The sequence below is a fragment of the Methanosarcina acetivorans C2A genome, from assembly GCF_000007345.1.
Taxonomy (GTDB): Archaea; Halobacteriota; Methanosarcinia; order Methanosarcinales; family Methanosarcinaceae; genus Methanosarcina; species Methanosarcina acetivorans.
In genome coordinates, this window is the sequence record NC_003552.1 from 1,925,071 (window position 1) to 1,948,562 (window position 23,492).

The window sequence follows — 23,492 nt, forward strand, 5'->3', positions numbered from 1 at the left end:
TCTGACCTGTTCTTCTCGTTTTGGACTCTTCTGGTAAATGGTTAGCAGGAAGATGAGCAGGTATTGGCAGGGACGGTAAACTTCGGAGTATTTCGTATACTCGAGAAATCCTTAAAAATCCGAATGTTTGAAAAAGCCCGAATGTTGAGAATAGCTGAAAAAAAGAAAAAAGGAAGAACAGGCTCATTTAGAGGCCGTAGTTCTCCGGCAGGAAGACTTTGACTTCCTTCTTATATTTGTCCAGGCAGTCGCTCATGAACTTGTCCTTGTCGTCTGTGAGGCCCTCAAAAGCAGCTTTTGCATCTGCAAGGGCTTTGGTTTCGAACCTGGAAATTTCAAGTTTGCCTTTTGCTCCTTCTTCAACGATTGCGATAGACTCGAGTGCTGCGTTCTTGGCACGAACGTAAATATCGTTTCCGCTCTTAGCTATCGCCTCTCCTACTCTGTAAGCGTTCTGATAGGCGAGAACATATCCCTGGGGATCTCTGTACATATCCGAAGCTGCGAACATGTCTCTCAGAACTTTTTCATTGCCTGAATCAAGAGCTACATTCATCAGAGCACAGTCGTATGCAAGAGTCTCGGACCAGCACTGAACCGTGGTACCGCCGAATTCACCGTGGTATTCAACGGACTCGTTAGACCAGAGGTCACAGCACTGCATTGTCAGGTTACCCATCAGGTCAGAGTGGGCACAGGTTGAGGTCTTACCTTCCTGAGCAATCGGGACACCTGCTATGGCTTTGACAACGCTGTTTTCGTATCCACAGTCTTTTCCTGGGCCGGTTGCACCTGCTTCATACGCAACAAGGGTCCTTGCTGCGGAAATTGCCCTTGCAATAATTGCAATGGTGTGAGCCAGGTTCTTGTCGAGGAGGCCGCCTGCGATGAACATTGCAGTGTTTGCCTGGGCACAGTCGGTGTCACCAGCTGCAACGACATTGTTCTTCTTTGCAACGTCTGCGATGTCGGACCATATCATTTCCATGTCCATGCTGCCGAGCACACCGATACCGAAAAGTACACCCGCCATATCGTTCCTGAGAATAGCATAGTCAAAGACTTCTTTCCCACCCATCGACTCAACGGAAAGCAGGTCTGCACCGTTCTGGGCACACTGTTCAAAAGCTTCTATAAATGTGTTGTATTTGTCTCCCCTGAGCTGGAGGTAGTCTCTGCTTTCACGGATATCACCGATTGTGTGGCGGAGGGCGCACTTTATGCCGTACTCGTCATGGTAGTCTTCCATGATGGTTTTCTGGGCATGGGCAACGGCTGCTCCCCAGTCTGGGTGATTTGACATCTGCTGGACGTGTTCGGTTTCGAGCACGACTGAGGGGGCTCCGATCTGGACCATCCTTGCCATGATGTCAGTGGTGATCCTTTCGTATTCTTTTATGAGTTTTTCCTTGGATGCGCCAGCTTCAGGTCTTGGAGCATAGTTCACCTCAGGGGTTGTGTAGCCGGCACCGATTTCAAGCCCGAGTCCTGCTTTGACAGGTTTTGTAGCTTTTCCGAAGACCATCTCGTCTGCTGAAGAATAAGCCATCTTGGTACATCTTGTTACTGCCATTCACTCAACCTCCTCAGTGTTTATGGAATTTCTCCCTCAGCTTTACAATGTTGTCCCCATGGGCCTTGATGAAATCAGCCATCTTCGGGGCATCCGATGCTTCTTCACCATAAACGCCGAGCTCATACTGGGACACGAAGTCCTGGTTTACAGCTCCACCACCGCATGCAAAGGGAATCCTGTAGCCTTTCTCCATTAGCTTGTCATTGATCTCTTTGAAGGCATACATGGTTGTGGTCATGAGAGCTGTACCTGTCAGCATCAATGGGCTTTCCTTTTCCACGGTTTCTATGACTTCGTCGACAGGGACATCTCTTCCGAGGTCAATTACATCGTAGCCGTTTGCTCTTAGCAGCGCAACCACAATGTTCTTGCCGATGTCGTGGACATCACCTTCTGCCACGTGGCAGACGACTTTGCCCTTGACTTCAGGAGCTTTCCCGGCTTTTTGCTTAAGGAAATCGATACCCTCCAGCATGGCGTCGGCAGACATCATGACATTTGGCAGGAAAATAACTCCATCATCGTAAAGCTTGGAGACAACACCCATCCCTACCATTAAGGAATCATTGATAAGGGCGATCGGGTCTTTTCCAGAGTCGATAGCTTTCTGCAGTCCTTCTACAACGTCATCTTCTTCTCCCTCGAAGATGGCTTTTGCAACCGGATATATTAAAGAGTCTTTTGGATAGAGCTCTTCTGCGGCCTCTTCCGGTGTCATTTCCTTTTCCATTTGAACGTTGTAACGAACCAGAATACCACTGGGGTCTATATCTATCAAATATTTAACCTCCATTTTAGTATTTGAGGAGTAAATATCCCTCGTCATCTGCAGGAGTCTCTGCTTTTTTCAGAGGGCAAAAGCTGGGTTGAAAATCAAATTTCTGCTAACAAGACCTTAACAAGATTTTAATGTCATATTCTTCCCCATTTTTAGACACAAGCAACTATTTAAGGTCTAACCAGATCTAAATTCCCAATTTCTTCCCAATTTCTTAAAGGGACTTCTAACTCCCCTTAATTTAATTGGAATTCTCTATATATAAAATTCACTGAGCCATCTAAAGGTTCTATGTATGTTCTCTGTTTGAGATTCATGTTTCCTCTCTCGTTTTCGTGCTCTTAGTTTATTGGAAGAATCTAGATTTTTCCTGAATACGTTATAACCTCGGATGCCAATTTGTGGAAAAAATAATCTACTATGTGCTGAAAAAAATTCTAAAATACACGCTTATAGTGTTAATATAATACTTTTTAATCATAATTTATATTTTATTTTTTCTGAAAATTTGTTATCTTTTTGATTTTAAGTAATTTCATTTTTTTCTGATCATCTTTTCATCGGCCTTTTTGGAAGAATTTATCGAAATGTATTTATTCAAGTACTGCATCTAGGTATTTCCCTTATCTTAAGTGATCAGGCGACAGTGTTCATGTGGATTTACAGCAAAAATTTCTTTTGCAAAACGTCCTTGTGGAAAAAAAACTGTTCGACAGGAACCTTTATATATAAGAAATGTCTTGTATGTATCCTTCACACAAAGCGAATGTGTTAGCGAGTGCATCTGTTTCGATCTCAAATGGTTGAAATGGCAAAGTCTTTCCTTGATTCAAACAAAAACGTCTTTTGTTCCGGATCTTTGCAAGAATTTGCTTGAAGATGTGTAATACAAATCTTTATATATAAGAAATGTCTTGTATGTATCCCTCACACAACGTGGTTGTGTGGGTTGAATTACAAAAATCTCTTTCATCTTTTAATGGAGCCAGGAGTTCTTTCCTGTCTGACGAGGATTTGTCGGTTCGGTTAATTCTGGGTGATAGATGTTTTTCAAATATCTATCGCGAAAAATGAACTAACTGAATTGATGTTGTTAGTGCAAGTTTCTGCGACCAAGACCTTTAATTTTAAGTGTGCGATACCTTAACAATTCTGGTTGATCCTGCCAGAGGTTACTGCTATCGGTGTTCGCCTAAGCCATGCGAGTCATATGTTCTTTGTGAACATGGCGTACTGCTCAGTAACACGTGGATAACCTGCCCTTGGGTCCGGCATAACCCCGGGAAACTGGGGATAATACCGGATAACGCACATATGCTGGAATGCTTTCTGCGTAAAACGGATTCGTCTGCCCAAGGATGGGTCTGCGGCCTATCAGGTAGTAGTGGGTGTAACGTACCTACTAGCCGACAACGGGTACGGGTTGTGAGAGCAAGAGCCCGGAGATGGATTCTGAGACATGAATCCAGGCCCTACGGGGCGCAGCAGGCGCGAAAACTTTACAATGCGGGAAACCGTGATAAGGGGACACCGAGTGCCAGCATCATATGCTGGCTGTCCGGATGTGTAAAATACATCTGTTAGCAAGGGCCGGGCAAGACCGGTGCCAGCCGCCGCGGTAACACCGGCGGCCCGAGTGGTGATCGTGATTATTGGGTCTAAAGGGTCCGTAGCCGGTTTGGTCAGTCCTCCGGGAAATCTGACAGCTCAACTGTTAGGCTTTCGGGGGATACTGCCAGACTTGGAACCGGGAGAGGTAAGAGGTACTACAGGGGTAGGAGTGAAATCTTGTAATCCCTGTGGGACCACCTGTGGCGAAGGCGTCTTACCAGAACGGGTTCGACGGTGAGGGACGAAAGCTGGGGGCACGAACCGGATTAGATACCCGGGTAGTCCCAGCCGTAAACGATGCTCGCTAGGTGTCAGGCATGGCGCGACCGTGTCTGGTGCCGCAGGGAAGCCGTGAAGCGAGCCACCTGGGAAGTACGGCCGCAAGGCTGAAACTTAAAGGAATTGGCGGGGGAGCACAACAACGGGTGGAGCCTGCGGTTTAATTGGACTCAACGCCGGACAACTCACCGGGGACGACAGCAATATGTAGGCCAGGCCGAAGACCTTGCCTGAATCGCTGAGAGGAGGTGCATGGCCGTCGCCAGTTCGTACTGTGAAGCATCCTGTTAAGTCAGGCAACGAGCGAGACCCGTGCCCACTGTTACCAGCATGTCCTCCGGGACGATGGGTACTCTGTGGGGACCGCCGGTGTTAAATCGGAGGAAGGTGCGGGCCACGGTAGGTCAGTATGCCCCGAATTTCCCGGGCTACACGCGGGCTACAATGAATGGGACAATGGGTCCCTCCCCTGAAAAGGGCTGGTAATCTCACAAACCCATCCGTAGTTCGGATCGAGGGCTGTAACTCGCCCTCTTGAAGCTGGAATCCGTAGTAATCGCGTTTCAATATAGCGCGGTGAATACGTCCCTGCTCCTTGCACACACCGCCCGTCAAACCACCCGAGTGAGGTATGGGTGAGGGCACGGACTTCGTGCCGTGTTCGAACCTGAATTTTGCAAGGGGGGTTAAGTCGTAACAAGGTAGCCGTAGGGGAATCTGCGGCTGGATCACCTCCTAAGCCGAAAAAACACTACCACCCAGATGCCGATAAACCGATCAAATCCTCAAACCTGAGATCCTTTATGGATCTCTCGTCTCTCTCGGGCTTGTAGATCAGCTGGAAGATCGCTGCCTTTGCAAGGCAGAGGCCCTGGGTTCGAGTCCCAGCAAGTCCATTTTTGTGCACCCGGAAAGTAGTTTTTCGGGGAAGGATGGATAGCCTGTGCTGAAGCTCAGGCATATGAAGTCGTGTATATGTGCTGTATACTGGACGCTTACTGGACCTGGTTAGGTAATTAGGAATTATGCTATCAGGTGGATGGCTCGGCTCAAGAGCTTATGAAGGACGTGCCAAGCTGCGATAAGCCCGGGGTAGGTGCATGGAGCCAATGAACCCGGGATTTCCGAATGGGACCTCTCCGTAGTGATCATTCATGATCGGGAACGCTCCGAATTGAAACATCTCAGTAGGAGCGGGAAAAGAAATCAATTGAGATGCCGTAAGTAACGGCGAGTGAAACCGGCACAGTTCAAACCGAATCCCTTCGGGGACATGTGGTGTTGTAGGGCTGTTCAAACGTCTGGCGGTAAAATCGAACTTGCCTGGAACGGCAGACCATAGAGTGTGACAGTCACTTAGATGTACGCCAAAAGACCGGAACATGTCCCTGAGTACCGTGCGTTGGATATCGTGCGTGAATCTGGGGGGCACCAACCTCCAAAACTAAATACTCCTTGAGACCGATAGCGAAATAGTAGGGTGACCGAACGCTGAAAAGTACCCCGAGAAGGGAGGTGCAAAGTGCCTGAAACCTGATAGTGATGGAACGATACGGCATGAAAGGATCTCTGGCATGAAGGAATCATTCGCGAGGATGTAGTACGAATGTCACTGCCAGTGTCGTATCTTACGTTTTGAAGAACGGGCCAGGGAGTGTATCTTGGTGGCAATGGCTAACCTTTTATCTGGGCAGCCGAAGCGAAAGCAACATGTGCGCAGCCTTTTGGCGAGGCACGACGTATACAAGTGCGTGGAGTCACCGGGGTACGACCCGAAGCCGGGTGATCTAGGCGTGGGCAGGTTGAAGCGTGGCGAAAGCTACGTGGAGGACCGTAAACGGTATTGATCTGCAAATCATTCGTGTGACCTGCGTCTCGTAGTGAAATGCTAATCTAACCCGGCATCCGCTGGTTCCTTCCGAAACATGTCGCAGCATGACCTGACTTGAGATCGTCGGTGGAGTAGAGCACTGATTGGCGATTCCGGGGGAGAAATCCCTCGCTCGCTTGTCAAACTCCAAACCCCCCGTCATCCTAGAAAGTCGGAGTCCGGACTGCTGGGGTAAGCTTGTAGTCCGTAAGGGAGACAACCCAGCCCGTGGTTAAGGTCCCCAAGTGTCGACTAAGTGTTAATACTAAAGGGCGTCCCAAGCCCCAGACAGCTGGAAGGTTAGCTTAGAAGCAGCTACCCTTCAAAGAGTGCGTAACAGCTCACCAGTCGAGGTTTGGGGCCCCGAAAATTGACGGGGCTCAAGTCGACCACCGATACCACGGAGTACCGCAAGGTAATCTCGTAGGAAGGCGTTGTGTTCGGGTCGAAGCAGGGCTGTGAAGTCCTGTGGACCGTTCACAAACGAAAATCCTGGTAATAGTAGCAGCAAAGCAGGGTGAGACTCCCTGCCGCCGAAGGGGCCAGGTTTCCTCGGCAATGTTCGTCAGCCGAGGGTTAGTCGGTCCTAAGACGTACCGTAATTCGAGTACGCCGAAAGGGAAACAGGTTAATATTCCTGTACCATTTAGCGTTTAGTCTGACGTCTCAGGGCAAGCCGAGCGGCGTCGTCGCGCCGTCTAAGCAGCGAACCCCGTGGAGAGCCGTAATGGCGAGAAGCGGGCGAATCTGTAATGGCACAAGTCGGCTTCACCCCGGGACCCGTGAAAAGGACAGCTAAATGTCCGTACCGAGAACTGACACAGGTGCCCCTAGCTGAAAAGGCTAAGGCGTGTCGGAGTAATTCAGTTAAGGGAATTCGGCAAATTAGCTCCGTAACTTCGGGATAAGGAGTGCCTGCTGTGTAGACAGCAGGTCGCAGTGACCAGGGGGCTCTAACTGTCTAATACCAACATAGGAGATTGCAAACCCGTAAGGGCTAGTACAATCTCTGAATCCTGCTCAGTGCAGGTACCTGAAACCCCGGTTCAACGGGAAGAAGGGCCTGTAAACAGCGGGGGTAACTATGACCCTCTTAAGGTAGCGTAGTACCTTGTCGCTTAATTGGCGACTTGCATGAATGGATCAATGAGAGCCCTACTGTCCCTAACTGGAGTCCGGTGAAGCTTACATTCTAGTGCACAGTCTAGAGACCTCTAGGGGGAAGTGAAGACCCCGTGGAGCTTTACTGCAGCCTGTCGTTGGGTTGTGGTTCTGGATGTACAGTGTAGGTAGGAGGCATCGAAGCGGGTGCGCCAGCATTCGTGGAGCCGTCCTTGGGACACTACCCTTCCGGGACTACGACCCTAACTCTGAGAAGAGGACCCCGATAGGTGGGCAGTTTGCCTGGGGCGGGACGCCCTTGAAAAGATATCAAGGGCGCGCAATGGTTGACTCAAGCGGGTCGGAAACTCGCTGAAGAGTGCAAGAGCATAAGTCAGCCTGACGTTATTCAGCACAGCAGTGGATGACGAGACGAAAGTCGGCTCTAGCGAACTTTTGAGCCTCCTTGGTGGGGGCCAAAAATGACAGAAAAGTTACCCCGGGGATAATTGAGTCGTTGCCGGCAAGAGTACATATCGACCCGGCAGCTTGCTACCTCGATGTCGGTTCTTTCCATCCTGGCCGTGCAGCAGCGGCCAAGGGTGAGGTTGTTCGCCTATTAAAGGAGATCGTGAGCTGGGTTTAGACCGTCGTGAGACAGGTCGGTTACTATCTACTAGAGGTGCCCGAGGTCTGCGGGTAAGCTGCTTTTAGTACGAGAGGAACCAAGCAGCGGCGCCACTGGTGTACCGGTTGTCCGACAGGGCATCGCCGGGCAGCTACGCGCTCAGGAATAAGAGCTGAATGCATCTAAGCTCGAACTCTGACCTAAAAAGAGACCTCTTTAAGGATTCCGGTAAAAGACCGGTTTGATAGAAACGGGATGTAAGCACCAAGGCAACGAGGTGTTCAGTCCGCGTTTACTAACCATTCGTTCCTTTCACTTAATTCAGGTCCAGGCGAAATCCCGTATGCAGCACAACTATACATGACTTTTCCATATCCCATTTATAGGTCGAGTTTGGCGGCCATAGCGGCAGGGTAACTCCTGTACCCATCCCGAACACAGCAGATAAGCCTGCCCCGCGTTCCTTACTGTACTGAAGTGTGCGAGCCTTCGGGAACTCTGGATCGCTGCCAAATTCACCCTATACTACTTACTATTTTAGAATTGAGTTTTGAATTGGATTTCTGATATTATTTTTGGATGTTTTCAATAATTCTTTAATTTTGTATCCTGGTACTTTCGAATCAGGTGAGACCATTTTTTAATTTCCTGTTCTTTTAATCCTCGCTTGCCGTTTCATATACGAGGTAGGCGTACTTCCGGTATCTTAAAGAAAATCTGAGTGCTAAAAAATTAGCTTAATTATACCGGGCGCTGCAAAAAGAGTTTTTGCAAAAAAAGTTTTATGAATTATTCTCCCCTCAGCTCAAGTCCTGTCTTAACTCCTCTCATTACAGCCTTGGTAATCTTTTTTCCGAACTCAGTACTTGAACCGGCATAGGGGATTTCCTGCTTTTCCTTATTTTCATGGTCAGGTCCTGAGCCCGTTTCATAGGCAACAACCACAGCGTCCGTATTCGTGCCCAGAAAAGTGTATCCTTTTTCAAGCAGTGCAAGTCCTTTAGCCTCGGTGGCTGTTATGATCGCCCCGAGGAGGGCAGTCTCGGATAGTCTTACTTTTGAGATTAAAATTATGTTTATGGTTCCTATTTTTGCTCTGAATTCAGAGCCGTTGCTTACGCCAGCGGTTATGAAAACGGTTAGATAATCGTCTTCAATGACCTGGAGGTATTCCATTTTGACAGCTGTCAGAAGGCCGAAGTAGGCTGCATCAAAGCTTAGTTTGAGAGCTTCTTCTTTTACGAACCCCTGCGGGTCAGGAGGGTTGAAGGTTCTTGGAACCTGTTTGTTGAAAAGATAGTTTACCTGGGCGCGACCTCCGTTTAAGCCCGTGCTCACGGCTTCAAAATAGCCTTCAATGATGAGATTATTGTCTTTTACATAGTATCGCATATAATGATCACGTTTTTCCAGAAAGGGTTGTTGTCATATTTTTTCTTTTGCTTTCTGGCAGTTCTTTGCAGTTCCTGGGGATGACTCCTCTATTTTGCATTACATTTCAAAGCTTCAACTGTGAATCTCTAAAAATACATTTCTCATTAGACTTCATGTTTTATTTGTACGTATATTTACATATGATGGCAATATATAGATATTTGGATCAAGTATATATAGGAGGCAGTCTTAGTATGTTTGTACTAAAAACATCATCCCGTTACCACATCTCTACACCATGAATGACCCAAATTTTTTCTGAAAGAGCCTCTTCTGTGGTAACGGGTAAAAAAATCGTTTTAGTGACTAAAACTATTCGTACAATAGAAAGACGATGAACAAGGTGCTGGACAGCCACTGCAAAATGAGTATATTTCATCAAAGGCGCGGTTTCCTTGTCAAGGGGATCAGTAACTGAGAATAGTAAGTAAAGGCTAGTTTGTGAGTTGTTAGAACATAGATTATGTGACCGTTTTTAGATTTGCTCAATAACTCACGGACAAGATCTATATTCTATTTTTTTTGGATGCCATTTTTAATAATCTGTTTTTAAGTATCCGTTTTAAGTATGCCATTTTTTCCATTCTGTTTTTAAGTAAGCGATTTTTGATTTTCTATCTTTAACTGTGCTGTTTTTCATTTGCCTGTGTTATTCCTCACCTATTTCTTTTCTGAATTCGATGTAATCTCTCTCGACTTCTTCAAGTTCGTATTCCATTTAATCCCTCCGTTTAAAGTTATGATGTTTGAAATTCTTTCATAGTGCTTTCGCAGTTGAACAGAATATTTCACTTCATACGGGTCCGAATCATAACATTGCCAGAAAACCATGTAAAAATAGTTTTGAGGACTTTTCCTCATTTATGTTTTCCATCTTTTACTTCTCCTATCCCGATTTATACTCTCTTTTATTCCTATAGGAATACGGTAACCTATTTCCTATTTAATACTATAAATAATTTTTCATAATTTGCTGAAATCATCCAGACAAATGTTTACGCATAACATCAGATTATGACCATCCCAAATTCTGAAAAAGAGACCTGTAAACAAGCATCAGATTAGAGAAATACATTGAAAGCAGTTACATTACCCCATCAAAAGGGAAATATCCGGGAGTTTGAGTTCTTGAACACAAATTACAGTTGGATTAGTGTCGGTACATTGGTTTCAGCACATTAGATACATTGGTTTCAGTACATTGGGTACATTGGTTTCAGCACATTGGGTACATTGGTTTCAGTACATTAAATTCGATTTGATATTGCTGTTGTTGCAGGATTGTTTCTCCCCGGGGTTATGTTTGTTTTTCTGAATTCAAATGAAAGGGATATATGAAATAAAATGGTTCCAATAATGATTTTTAAGTCGCTTATTCCATTTGCTTGATTTTATTCCGATATTATCCATTTTTGACAAAAACCTTTTTACATATGAAATTTAATTATATTGTTTTACCAGAATTATCCTGAATTTTCTGGTCAAGTTTTTTACATTTACCTGATGGTGGACATTTTTATGGTAGTTTGAGGGTTAAATGGCTTCATTTAATGGGTGTGGAAGAAAAGCAGTTTGTATTGCTTTAATACTTTGCCTGCTCAGTTTTTTGCTGCTGGTACAGGCCGTATACGAATACAAAAGTAGTAAGACGGATGAAATTATACTGGAAGAAGCAAAGGAAGATGCGCATAATCAGGCCCATTTTGCCCTGAAAACGATCGTGGAAGATCTTGATTCTACACGTTTCCTTGCCGAAGAGATTTCAAAGGATCTGAGTTCCGGAAAACTGAAAGATGATTTCACTCTCAGGGAACGCCTTCTTGCTGAAATGGAGAACAATTCCGATATCTTCAGTATCGGCATTGCATATTCTCCTGCTGTCAATGCCGGGAAGCTTCATTCCCTTTATTTCAAAAGGAACGGCTCTTATGTCAACTACTCTGCAATCCAGTACAACTATACGGATAACATTGAAAAAGCGGCATGGTACAATAATCCCCTGAAAAAAGGATCTGGTGTATGGAATTCTCCTTATTTCGGGGTCGCAGCCGAGACTTATCTGATCGAGTATTCGGTTCCTTTTTATCTTACGGAATCCGGAAACAGGGATGAAGCTGCAGGAGTGGTAGCTGTGAGCCATTCCCTTGAAGGGATAAGAGGGGCGGTAGGGGGTCTTGATCTGGGAAAAACGGGTTATGGTTTCATTCTCTCCGGGGAAGGATTGATCATTTCCTGTCCTTTTCAGGGGTATCTGTGCGGAAATATTAGTGAACTGGCAAAAGAATACTACGATTTTGACCTCATAAGTCAGAATATGGCAGTTGGAGGGTACAGAGTAACAAATTCCCGTACAGGACAATCTTTCTGGGTATTTCACGAAGGTATACCTTCTACAGACTGGACTCTGGGAATTGTTCTTCCTCTGGAAGAGACTCTGCTGGAAAAAAAGACGGAGCAGAAACGCGCCGTTATCCGGATAATGTTCGCAGCATTTGCTTTTTTATTTTCCCTATTCCTGCTTTTTATCTCTCTTTACAGGCATGACCATGGAGGGCTCTGGATCCTCGTATTTATTTTTTCATTTCTCTGCATTCTGGGAATGGGTTTTATCTGGCATCTTGCTTTAAATTATTCCTCTCTTGACGGTGGGAACGAGGACTTTGTTGTTTTTGATATGGCTGAAGTTGAAACTGTGCTGCAACACTTCAGTACCGACTCAAAAACTTCCAGGATTCCGACAGGGGTTTTTCTCGAGACTATGGAGTTTTCGGGTTCCAATGAAATCATTTTGACCGGATATGTCTGGCAAAATTTCTCCGGGTTGGACGTTGATGTAGCTTCTCCGGGCTTTAGTTTTCCTGAATCAAAAGAGACTACGATCGAAAGGGCCTATGTGAATGAGAATGAAAGTGTTGTAGGCTGGCGTTTTAAGACCGCACTGCGCCAGCCGTTCGACTATTCCAGATACCCGTTTAACAGGGAATATGTATGGATCAGATTCTGGAACAATGCTTCTGAAGGAAACGTCCTGGTCCCGGACTTCGATTCCTATGACAGCCTGGTTCCGGAAAGTCTTCCGGGTCTGGAACATTCTTTCGTGATGGAAGGCTGGGAGCCGCAAAAAACTTTTTTCAGTTACAGGGTAAATTCCTATAACACAGATTTCGGAGTAGGGGATTTTACACATTCCAATGTACCCGAACTTTACTTTAATATCGAAATCAAAGGGAACTTTAAGGACCCCTTTGTTTCCAACCTTCTGTCCGTTATAGTGATATCCATCCTTTTGTTTGCAGTGCTTACGATCACGACCCGGGATGAGAAGAAAACACTTTTCAGTTTCAGTTCTTCTGGAGTCCTGAGTTACTGTTCCTCCCTCTTTTTTGTTCTTATCGTTGCCCATGCTTCCCTCAGGACCAGAACCGCCATGCACGGTATCATCTACCTTGAATATTTCTACTTCATAATGTATATGGCAATCCTGGCTGTGTCCTTGAATTCAATAGTTTTTGGATCCAATATGGATATCCGCTTTATTAATGCAAAGGACAACCTGTATGTTAAGTTGCTGTACTGGCCTGTCATCCTGGGATGCCTGTTGCTGATAACACTCCTGAATTTCTATTGAGGAGCCCGTTTTTAAGAAGGTTAATGCCGCTGCCTGATCAATACACTAATACGGCATCTGCTCAATTTTTGTGAGTCAGGATCCGGCAGGCCTGGATCTGCCAGGACGGGCCTATTCGGTATAATAGCCCGTAACAGGTACATAGATTCCGAAGCTTACACAAAAATTACTAAGTTTACACAGAACATGAAATGTGAAAAAATATGGATGAAAAAAGATTCCGGATGCGAGGAGTGCGAGCCAAATGCACGAATTCCTATGAAAATGGACTATGAAGTCTGAAAAAAATTAAAATTACTTCGAAGATGAGTGTGTTTTGGCTAAACAACGGGACTTATCTTTTATTATTTAATTGATGTTAGTATAAAAGTTGTCTAAGTAACAAGTTGTAAAATTTTAGGTTATACCTTTACTGCCTCAAAAAAAACTTAAAATCCGACCTTGTATGTCGAATATGGTTGTACAGGTCAGGAGTTTTTCCTGAAATCAATTTTTTTCTAATTTCTGTTGTCAGCTCTCTTTCAGAATGCTGCTACGAATCAATATTTCAAAACGATTATTATATGCCATGTGTTATATAAGTAATGGGTAATTTTCACTTCCAATTTAAAATAATTTGCTAATTTAACGATTAAATAAAACTTTTTAAATATTTCATTAATTCCTGGAATAAATAGAAAAAGATTCCACATCAATGGAACCAGATTAGCATTAGGATACAGGGTTTTAAACTCTAATTTCTAGAAAATTTAGGAAGTCATTGAAGAAAGGATTGTATCATGTTTCTTAGAAAAAATTGGATGATGCGCCTAAAGCAACGCAAGAATTCTTCCCTATTGTAGTAATGCTAATCGAGTTAGTTATCTTAATTTATTACTGAATATCAGAGAACTGATCTTGAAGATAGATTAACGTTGCAGTTCAAAAATTGAATCTTTCTTGGGGGGTAATAATATGAGTAAATTATGCATAGTAACATTCAACCTGGAATACTTCGTTGATAGATTCTGTCAAAAGCCAATACAGGAAAATGCATTTTTTAATGTGCCCTCAGATGTTCAGGCTCAATATCTATATTCCCTGTTTGCAGCAGGTAAACGACAGGAAAAGGAAGGATACTCCCATCGCTTGCTGGGTCTGGGTATTTTTGAGACCCGGTACGCCTTTTTTCCTGCTTAATAGGAATAAGAGGGTCCTATAATCAAAATTCAATGGAGGTTGGAGTAAATTGACAGAATTTTTCGAACTATTTAATCCGACTTCCGTTCAGGATCAGCTCTTAAATAAAAACGACCCCGAATCCACCTCGGAACTCTTTTTTTCCTATCGGGAAAAAAGATGGAAGGTAAAACAAAGCTATGAAAGCTGGGGACATAAGAAATCCAGGTTTTTTTGGACCGGAGAAGTTGAGATCTGGGACTATCCTGCGTGCAATATCAGTCTGGTAAGAGCTTCTGACAACAAATTAAAAATCATTGTCCGAAGGAAAAAGCGGCATTTCAGTACTTTTCGGGGAAAAGAAGTTGAGATCAGATTGATGATAGGGTTTGACCTTGAAAAAATTTATGAGCCGTGGGAGGATGTTTATACTGCCAGGAAAAACGAAGGGGGAAGAGAAATCCTCGGGGGTCCAAAGGAAAGATTTGTTTTTCAGTTCAATGACAACTGTTGGGTCTGGGAGTGGGTAAAAGAAGGGGAAACTCTAGAGTCCTCCAATGTGTATGATCTCTACAGATCAATATTTGAAGAAATTTCCAATCCTTCAGTAAAAAGTGATAATATATTTGACGTAGAAGATGTAAAGGCCATAATACCTAAGAAAGAGAATGAAAATGCCTTAAAAATTATTCCTGTTGTTTATCAACCTGCTATAGATAGCATGAAAAATTTTGTCCGGATAGTGGATTGCGCCTCTTACAAAACTGTTGATGGGTACCTTGAAATTGAGGTTTCGCTAATTTTCAACAATGAGCAACTTCGCCAGCATTCTTTTTTAAATAATGTTTACCAAGCGTTTCGATATTACCGTTACGGTCGGATTCTTGATATAGAAACTTTCAGGATCAGATTAGGAGACGATGTTAAAGGCAATAAATTCGTATTTCATAATATATACAGCGAAAAATATGGCCTTGAATACGATTCAATTCATGGAGATTCTGGAGATCCGGTTCCTGAACATGATATTAAGTACTATTTTAACACAGAAGAACATCCGGTGCTTTTTATAAACACTTCCAATCATGCAATGGCAGAATATGATTCGAATCATAATCTCTGGAAATGGGAGTATATCCCATGGTTAGACGATGGTCCTGTTGTATTTGGAGAAAAAAACAGAACTTACATTGAAGATGAGATCGAAGAAGAAATTACAAAGAAAATCGAAAATGAAACATTTTTGGGTAGATACATACTGAAAGCAGTCCAAAAATATAGGAAGTTTAAGCGTTTGTTATCCTCTTTCTAAATTATGATTAAGTCTCTTTTTTTTGGGTAACCCGTGAATAATATCGGGATAGAAACTCATCACCATCAAAATAAATAAGTGTTCTTCGTGTCCGAAAATAACCCTGGTAAATGAGGATACCTGCCGAAGGTCTTTATGGGAAATGTAAATACAGGAAGCCTTCAAAGAAAATCCATTATTAAACAAAATATTCTAATATACACCAGAGCCGAAGAAATTCCCATGAAAAGCTCATAAGTTCAACCATTACCTCAAATCGAGAGAAGATAGAAAAAGCATTAATTCGAGAGGTGCGATTCAAACGCCTGAATTCCTACTAACATGGACCCTGAAAATCACATCTGTCCATTTAACTCATTCTTCCATTTTTAATTATCAAATTTGACTACGTTTTATGTATAAAGCTTATATTCGATGAGCCCAACAGAGTATTTTATAAATTTGGAATTATATTTAAATTATGAGTTGTCGTAATATTCTAAAAGAAAGATTCAAATACGATAATGCAAATCGAGGCAGCAGCCATTATAGCATGTACCTTAAAGTTATCGAATGCAGCCAAACGTGAATGATCTCTTATTATCCAGAAAATATAATAATTACAATAATAACCTACTCAAATAATTATAATAATAATCTACTCGACGATTATTGAAGGTTAGGCATTTTTGCCGTCTAAAAAGGGAGACTAAGGGGATAATGACAGTCAAAATGGATCAATTCCAGGCAATAAACTCAAATCCCGTGCTCAGTGTGGCAGAGGATGGAGTCATTCTTTACTCAAATAAGGCAGGGGAGCTCTTATTACGTAAGTGGGGCGTGAGAGTAAGAGAAAAATTGCCTACAAATATCAAAATTTTTGTCCAGAGGGCAATTTTTCGGGAAGGTATTGAAAAAATTGAAGTCAAAATGGGAAAAAGAGTATACTTTTTTGTTTTTCATCCCTTACCCGAACAAGAATGCGTAAACATTTACGGATTTGACATAAGTGATTGTAAAAATCTTGAGGAAAAACTTCGGGAAAGTGAAACTCAAGAAAAGGAGAAACTGGAACTTGCCAATATTATTGATGTTAAAACGGTCCAATCCCTTATGAATGATTTTTATAGGCTTGCTCATACCCCCATGGCCCTACTCGATCTTAAGGGCAATATTCTGGTAAGTGCTGGATGGCAGGAGATTTGTACCAAATTCCACAGGGTTAATCCTGAATCCTGCAAGTATTGCGAAGATAGTGACATACATCTGTCTAAGGGTGTTGCTCCGGGAAGATATAGGCTGTACAAATGCAAGAACAATATGTGGGATGTAGTGACTCCGATTATGGCAGAAGGGCAGCATATAGGTAATATCTTCTCAGGACAGTTCCTTCTCGATGATGAGCCTCTGGACTACGAGCTCTTTCGATCCCAGGCTAGAAAGTACGGCTTCAATGAGGAAGAATATCTAAAGGCGCTTGATAAAGTTCCGCGGATGAGCAGGGAAGCTGTGGATACAAGCATGGGTTTCTTAATGACCTTTGCTAATATGATCTCACAGCTAAGCTACAGCAATATCAAGCTATCTCAATCGCTGGCTGAACGTGACGAGCTGGTGGACGCGTTGCAGGAGAGCGAAAAGCGTGAGCAAGCTCGTTCGGATGAACTGGAAGCAGTATTAGATGCCGTGCCTGTAGCTGTGTTTTTAACACACGATCCCCAGGTGGGTCAGCTAACCGGTAATCGCCTCTCCTATGAATGGTTACGGGTTCCCGTGGGTACAAACTTTTCCAAATCCGCTCCTGAAGGAGAGAAGCCAGAAATGTTTGAGCTATTCAAGGACGGAAAGGAGATTCCGCCTGAAAATATGCCATCGCAGATGGCGGCTGCAGGTAGAGAGATTAAAGACTGCGAGCTGGACATCGTATCTGCTGATGGTGAGATTCGACACGTGCTGGGCAATGCCCGACCTCTGCTTGACAAGCAGGGAAACCCACAAGGATCTGTTTCTGCATTCATCGACATTACAGAGCGCAAGAAAATGGAAAAGGCTCTCAGATTATCAAATCTTTATAATCGCAGCCTTATTGAAGCCAGTCTTGATCCTTTAGTAACTATTGGGCGTAATGGTAAGATCACGGATGTGAATGGCTCTACAGAACAGGTTACTGGATATTCCAGAAATGAGTTGATTGGGACTGATTTTTCAGATTACTTCACCGGGCCTGAAAAAGCCCGTAAGGGCTATCAGCAGTCATTCAAGCATGGTGAGATCCGGGATTATCCTCTTGAAATCCAGCATAAAGATGGACATATAACTCCTGTCCTGTACAATGCTTCGGTTTATAGAGACGAAAACGGCAAGGTTGTTGGGGTCTTTGCTGCTGCACGTGATATTACTGAACGAAAAAAAGCAGAAGAAGATCTAAAAAAAGTACATGGTAATTTGGAAAAATTAGTTGAAGAACGCACAGCTGAGCTTGAAAATGCTTATAAGTCGTTGAAAGAAAGCGAAGAAGGTTTAGCTGAAGCCCAAAAAATGGCTCACATTGGAAATTGGGTGTGGGACTTTGTAACTGATAAAACATACTGGTCTCAGGAAATCTATTATATTTTAGGGCTTAATCCTCAAGAATCAGGCGCAATTCATAATGACTTTTTAGATTATGTACATCCCGATGATCGAGATTATGTGGATAATGCTATCAAGAAAGCTTTAGACGAAAAACCCTTTGGCATTGATTATAGGATTATTACAGCCAGGGGAGAAGAGCGCACAGTCCACGCAGAGAGCGAAGTTACTCTTGATCCAGATAAGATTCCTATCCGAGCGAAGGGAATAATTCAGGATATTACAGAGCGTAAGGAAGTAGAAGAAGCCTTAGCAAATATCGAGATTGCCCGTAAAAAGGAAATTCACCATCGGATTAAGAATAATTTGCAGGTAATCTCTTCCCTTCTTGACCTCCAGGCTGATAAGTTCGATAATCCGAAAGTTATTGAGGCTTTTAGAGAAAGCCAGAACCGGGTTATATCTATGGCTCTCATCCACGAAGAACTTTATAAAGGAGAAGGAAACGATACGCTGAACTTTTCAACGTATATCAAAGAGTTAGCTGGAAATCTTTTCCAGACTTACAGCCTTACTAGCAAAAACATCTGCCTGTGTATGGATATGGAAAAGAACGTCCTTCTTAATATGGATACCGCTGTCCCGTTAGGAATAATTGTTAATGAGTTAGTTTCCAACTCTCTCAAACACGCATTTTCCGGTAAAGAAGGAGGAGAAATCCGAATTAAACTCCGTAGAAAAGGAAATGGATCACGCAAAAAGGAAGGCGATAAGGCTACCAGTTTTATTTTGATTGTTTCAGACAATGGTATAGGCATTCCTGAAAATCTCAATATTCAAGATGTTGATAGTCTTGGCATGCAACTGATAAACACTCTTGTGGATCAGTTAGACGGCAAACTCGAACTTAAAAGGGGCAATGGGACTGAATTTACTATCAAGTTTGCAGTAGCAGAAAAAAATAATCAGGCGTCACATCCAGCAATATGAAAAAATAAAGGTTAGGCATATTGCCGCTTAAGAGAGAGCCTGAGGGGAACATGAACACAAAAGTGGAGCAATTTCCGACAAATAACCCTAATCCTGTTCTCAGTGTTGGAAAGGATGGTACTGTTCTTTACTCAAATGAGGCCGGTGAGCCCTTATTGCATGAGTGGGGCGTGGAAATAGGAGGAAAACTACCTTCAACTTTCGGAGATCTTGTGCAAAGGGTAATTTCCCTAAACAGACCTGAAAAAACGGAAGTAAAAACAGAGAAAAAAGTATACCTGGTTACGTTTCATCCTTCATCTGATGAAAAAAACGTAAACATTTACGGGTTCGAAATAACTGACCAGAAAGAGCTTGAAGAAAGGCTCCGTGTCAAGGAAAAGCAGAACGACGTTCTCTACAAGATAGGAAAAGTCGCTCTTGAATACGAAAGCCTGCAAAACTTTCTGGATGAGAGCGGAAGGCTGATTGCAAGTATACTTGAAGTGGAATTCTGTAAAATTTTGGAACTTATGCCCGACGGAAACTTCCTGTTAAGGGCTGGGTTCGGATGGAAACATGGACTTGTAGGAAAAGCTATTGTTGAAGGGGAAAAGGAGTCACAGGCAGGGTACACCTTGCTTTCGAGGGCGCCTGTGGTCGTGGAAGACTTTGAAGAGGAAAGCCGCTTTGGGAAACCAGAAATACTGAGAATGCACGAAGTTAATAGCGGAGTAAGTGTTATAATCGGAAGTACTGGAAAAATATTTGGAGTGCTTGGTGTCCATTCCAGGAAAAAAAGGAAGTTTACATCAGATGACACCTACTTTCTCAGTTCAGTAGCTTTTTTAATTGCACAGGTAATCGAACGCAAAAAAGCAGAAGAAGCCCTGAAAGAGGCATACGATAGTTTAGAAGAAACAGTTAAAGAACGTACCGCAGAGCTTGAGAAATCTTACATTTCGTTAAAGGAAAGTGAAAGTAGCCTTACTGAAGCTCAAAGACTGGCTCATGTCGGAAACTGGGACTGGAATCTTATGACTGGTGAAGTATACTGGTCTGCCGAGCTTTATCGCATTTTTGGACGTTCCCCTCAAGAATCAGGCGCAACTTACGGCGAATTTCTAAGTTATGTCCATCCCGATGACCGGAGCCGTGTGAATAATGCCATAAAAAAGGGTTTAAACGGAGAACCTATTGCAGGTGACTATAGAATAATTTTAGCTAATGGAGAAGAACGCATAGTCCATACGGAATCTGAGGTTCTTTTTTCTAAGGAAAATAACCCTATTCAAGTGAAAGGAACAGTTCAGGACATCACTGAGATAAAAAGGGTAGAAGAACAAATAAGGATCCTGGCAAATATTGTGGAATCATCAAACGATGCTATTGGAACTATGTCCCTGAATGGCAACATTACAGGCTGGAATCAAGAAGCTGAGCATGTTTATGGTTATTCGGCGGAAGAGGTTTTGGGAAAGCCTGTATCTGTCTTAGCTTCCCCTCATTTAGATAAAGAAACTATAAAACTTATCGAAGAGGTCAAGCATGGGAAAAAGATACAGCATTATGAGACTTTACGGTTAAGAAAGGACGGTACGACGATATACGTTTCGATAACTCTTTCTCCGGTTTTTGATTCCTATGGAAAGCTGACTGCCATCTCTTTCATTTCCAGAGATATAACAGAAAGAAAAAAAATAGAAGAAAAACTTCTGGAAAGTGAAGAAAAGTACCGAAACATCGTAGAGACAGCAAACGAAGGTATAAGCATAATTGATGCTGAAGAAAGAATTACTTTCGTCAATAAGAAGATTGAAGATATGTTTGGTTACGGTTCAGAAGAACTTATTGGCAGACCGATGTGGGATTTTATCGGTGATGAAAGTAAGGCTATTATCAAGAAGATGTTAGAAAAAGGTCAGAAAAACGTCAATGAGAGCTTTGAAATTAAATTTATACATAAAGACGGCTACTCTATCTGGACGCATACAAATTCCAAATCTCTTTTTGATAAGGATGGAAAGTTTTTTGGAACTCTGAGCCTTCACACTGACATCACCAAGCGAAAAGAAGCTGAAGAAGCTCTCAGGAAGCTTGAAATTGCCCGTAAAAAGGAAATCCATCATAGGATTAAGAATAACCTTCAGATAATCTCTTCTCTTCTGGATCTGCAGGCTGAAATGTTTAAAGGCAGAAGTAATATCAGAGATTCAGAAGTGTTGAAAGCTTTCGCTGTAAGCATGGACAGGGTTCTTTCTATTGCTCTTATACATGAGGAATTGTACAAAGGTAAAAATATCGATGTGCTTAACTTTTCTGAGTACATCAAGAAATTAGCTGATAATCTACTCATAACATACAGACTTGAAACCGATGTTAACTTAAATCTCGATCTGGAAGAGAACCTTTTTTTAAATATGGATGCTGCTATTCCGTTAGGGATAATCATCAACGAACTGGTTTCAAACTCCCTCAAATATGCATTTCCTGACAGGGATAAAGGAGAAATCCGAATCAAACTCCGTAGAGAAGAAAAAGGAGAATGCAAAATCAACGGCTGTAAAAGTGCTGATTTTGTTCTGACAGTTTCAGATGACGGCATAGGCATTCCTGAAAACCTTGATATTAAAGACCTCGACAGCCTGGGGCTTCAGCTTGTAATTTCTCTTGTTGACCAGCTAGACGGGGAACTTAAACTTAAAAGGGGCAATGGGACTGAATTTACTATCAAGTTTGCAGTAACAGAAAAAAATAATCAGGCGTCGCATCCAGCAGTATAAAGGAAGGAGTCCCATATTTGAAAACTCAAATATAATATGGCATATTGAGGGTATTCTAACGTTAACAAATTACTGAAATGAATTCAATAAAATTCCGTTATAATTCAATAAAGTTCTATTATAATTCAATAAAGTTCTATTATATCCTAGATTCGGCAGGTTAACGTAATTAGAGATAGATATTTTCATATTTCTCTCCCATTAGACCCAGTATCTTCCAGTGAATCTCCTCCATATTCAATATTTCTGACTTCATTTGTCCTTCGTTCTGATAAATAAGTTCTGTAATTCCCTGAAAATTGAAAAATATCCATCTCATTGTAGGTCTTTTTGTTTGTTTCCCTTTTTGATCTGGAATCGTTTCATTTTCTTCTTCTAATTTTGTCCTTAATTTCCATTCTGCAATTGAATAAATCATCAAGCAGAGAACCATTATCATAGTCAGCGCTTCAATTCTCTTTTTGTTCTTGAGGTAAACCTTCGATATGCTAAAGGTGTTACTTTTCAAGAATCTGAATCCTTTTTCCACGTTATCCTGACCTTTGTAATACTTCAGCATATCCTCAGGAGAAAGATTGATATCATTACTTGCAAGAATAAAAAGTCCCATTTTATCCATTTCATTTAAAACAAAAGCATCATTAACCTTTATGATTCCATTAATCCTGTAATAAGTCTTTAATTGCTCATCTTTTGAAGGTCTGCCTCTTTTCCCCAACTCACGTTTTTTAATGGATTTCACATCTACTTTTTCAAATGAGACAGAAGGGAAATCTTGAATCCATTTTTCTGCAGCTTTTAATGCATCCTCTTCGCAAAAAAAGTCCTCTCCTTTCAGTTTTTTAAAAGACTTCTCTGCTTTTTCAACCTCTTTTTCAAGCTTCGTCCTGAGAGTTTGCTCTTTCTTCTCTTTCATCTTGTGAGAAAGCAGCAAAACCCACTTTTGTTTGATTCCACCATATTCCACAAAGGTTTGATAAAATGAGTATCTTTCGTCGCTTTTTAGCGTTTTCAGGTTCAGATTTGCAGTTAGCAGTTCCTTTGCCTCGGTAATTGTTGCAGGAACACGACTGATCCAGAATGACTTTCCCATGTTCTTGATATTATTGTCTGTGTAAAAGGAACTATCAGCGACGTAGTAAACTTCGCTTTCAGGTCTTAAAACTGATTTGAGAGACTGGATCGCTTCCAGAATTGTGTTTTTGTCGGAAGAATTTCCTGAATGTGTGTTCATGAAAAGAGGTATCCCATGCTGATTAACAATCAAACTAAGTACAAATTGTTTGAGGTCCCATCTTCCGTTTTTGGGAATTCCAAAAGTAATGTCAATAGACTCAGTTTCTTCGTCATCATAATCCCCATAAACGCTGACACTTGTAGTGTCAGCGTGTAAACAATGAACAGGAATAGGGAGACGAGTCATAATGTGAAGAGCAATTTCCGTAAACAGTTTTGTAGGGCCATATTTTACGATTCTGTCAAGAGTCTCTCCGATAACGTATTGATTCAGATCCTCTCTTGTTATACCGTCTCCGAAAAGCCTTTCCGTAGAAATGTTTTTAAAAAAATCAGGAAACAGGTATAGACGTTGCCCTACGAAACCAAGACCATTGAGCAACATGGCAAGGATGCAGACTGAGTGAGGGACAGTATGATCCCTTTCTTTGGGAAGTTTTTCATCGATCAGTTTGTCAACCTCAAGTTCTCGGAAAACTCCAGCCATAAGACCAAGGTGACCTAAGAACCTTGTACGTTTTAGGGAGGATTCAACTCTTCTACTGCTGTTTTTTTCTGCCATGGGAAGACCAGGAAAGA

Annotated in this window: 9 protein-coding genes, 1 tRNA gene and 3 rRNA genes; 9 read left to right on the plus strand and 4 right to left on the minus strand. The window is 42.5% G+C overall.

The window, feature by feature from the left end; translation table 11 throughout:
* Positions 1–187: 187 nt before the first annotated feature.
* Positions 188–1,573: a methanol--corrinoid protein co-methyltransferase MtaB gene (gene mtaB, locus MA_RS08395; RefSeq protein ID WP_011021626.1), complete on the minus strand. Its 1,386-nt coding sequence runs from the start codon at positions 1,571–1,573 to the stop codon at positions 188–190.
* Between the two features lie 13 nt (positions 1,574–1,586).
* Positions 1,587–2,369: a methanol--corrinoid protein MtaC gene (mtaC, locus tag MA_RS08400; RefSeq protein WP_011021627.1), complete on the minus strand. Its 783-nt coding sequence runs from the start codon at positions 2,367–2,369 to the stop codon at positions 1,587–1,589.
* A 1,134-nt stretch (positions 2,370–3,503) separates the two neighbouring features.
* Between mtaC and MA_RS08405 the strand changes: the two genes are divergently transcribed.
* The 4 genes from MA_RS08405 (at position 3,504) to rrf (ending at position 8,358) form a co-directional block, all read left to right on the plus strand.
* Positions 3,504–4,981 (plus strand): 16S ribosomal RNA (locus MA_RS08405).
* Positions 4,982–5,067: 86 nt separating this feature from the next.
* Positions 5,068–5,140: transfer RNA gene (locus MA_RS08410), tRNA-Ala, on the plus strand.
* 118 nt (positions 5,141–5,258) lie between these two features.
* Positions 5,259–8,162 (plus strand): 23S ribosomal RNA (locus MA_RS08415).
* A 73-nt stretch (positions 8,163–8,235) separates the two neighbouring features.
* Positions 8,236–8,358 (plus strand): 5S ribosomal RNA (rrf, locus tag MA_RS08420).
* The 16S, 23S and 5S rRNA genes sit together here with 1 tRNA gene alongside, the layout of an rRNA operon.
* Positions 8,359–8,632: 274 nt before the next feature.
* On the opposite strand, the gene MA_RS08425 is transcribed toward rrf, so the two are convergent.
* Entirely contained in the window at positions 8,633–9,235 is a 603-nt protein-coding gene (locus MA_RS08425; RefSeq protein ID WP_011021630.1) for an adenosylcobinamide amidohydrolase, read from the minus strand.
* A gap of 1,579 nt (positions 9,236–10,814) precedes the next feature.
* Here MA_RS08425 and MA_RS08435 point away from each other — a divergent pair.
* The 5 genes from MA_RS08435 (at position 10,815) to MA_RS08455 (ending at position 21,677) form a co-directional block, all read left to right on the plus strand.
* Positions 10,815–12,905, plus strand: a complete 2,091-nt coding sequence (locus MA_RS08435; protein ID WP_011021631.1) for a cache domain-containing protein — start codon at positions 10,815–10,817, stop codon at positions 12,903–12,905.
* A gap of 954 nt (positions 12,906–13,859) precedes the next feature.
* Complete coding sequence (locus tag MA_RS08440) at positions 13,860–14,084, plus strand: hypothetical protein (protein WP_048065169.1); 225 nt, start codon at positions 13,860–13,862, stop codon at positions 14,082–14,084.
* A 49-nt stretch (positions 14,085–14,133) separates the two neighbouring features.
* Positions 14,134–15,375: a hypothetical protein gene (locus MA_RS24455; protein WP_011021633.1), complete on the plus strand. Its 1,242-nt coding sequence runs from the start codon at positions 14,134–14,136 to the stop codon at positions 15,373–15,375.
* 699 nt (positions 15,376–16,074) lie between these two features.
* Positions 16,075–18,915, plus strand: coding sequence for a PocR ligand-binding domain-containing protein (locus tag MA_RS08450; protein WP_048065170.1), 2,841 nt, complete (start codon positions 16,075–16,077; stop codon positions 18,913–18,915).
* A 50-nt stretch (positions 18,916–18,965) separates the two neighbouring features.
* Entirely contained in the window at positions 18,966–21,677 is a 2,712-nt protein-coding gene (locus MA_RS08455; RefSeq protein ID WP_048065171.1) for a PAS domain S-box protein, read from the plus strand.
* Between the two features lie 169 nt (positions 21,678–21,846).
* Here MA_RS08455 and MA_RS08460 read toward each other — a convergent pair whose 3' ends face one another.
* Positions 21,847–23,475: an IS1634-like element ISMac5 family transposase gene (locus MA_RS08460; protein ID WP_011021636.1), complete on the minus strand. Its 1,629-nt coding sequence runs from the start codon at positions 23,473–23,475 to the stop codon at positions 21,847–21,849.
* Positions 23,476–23,492: the final 17 nt, after the last annotated feature.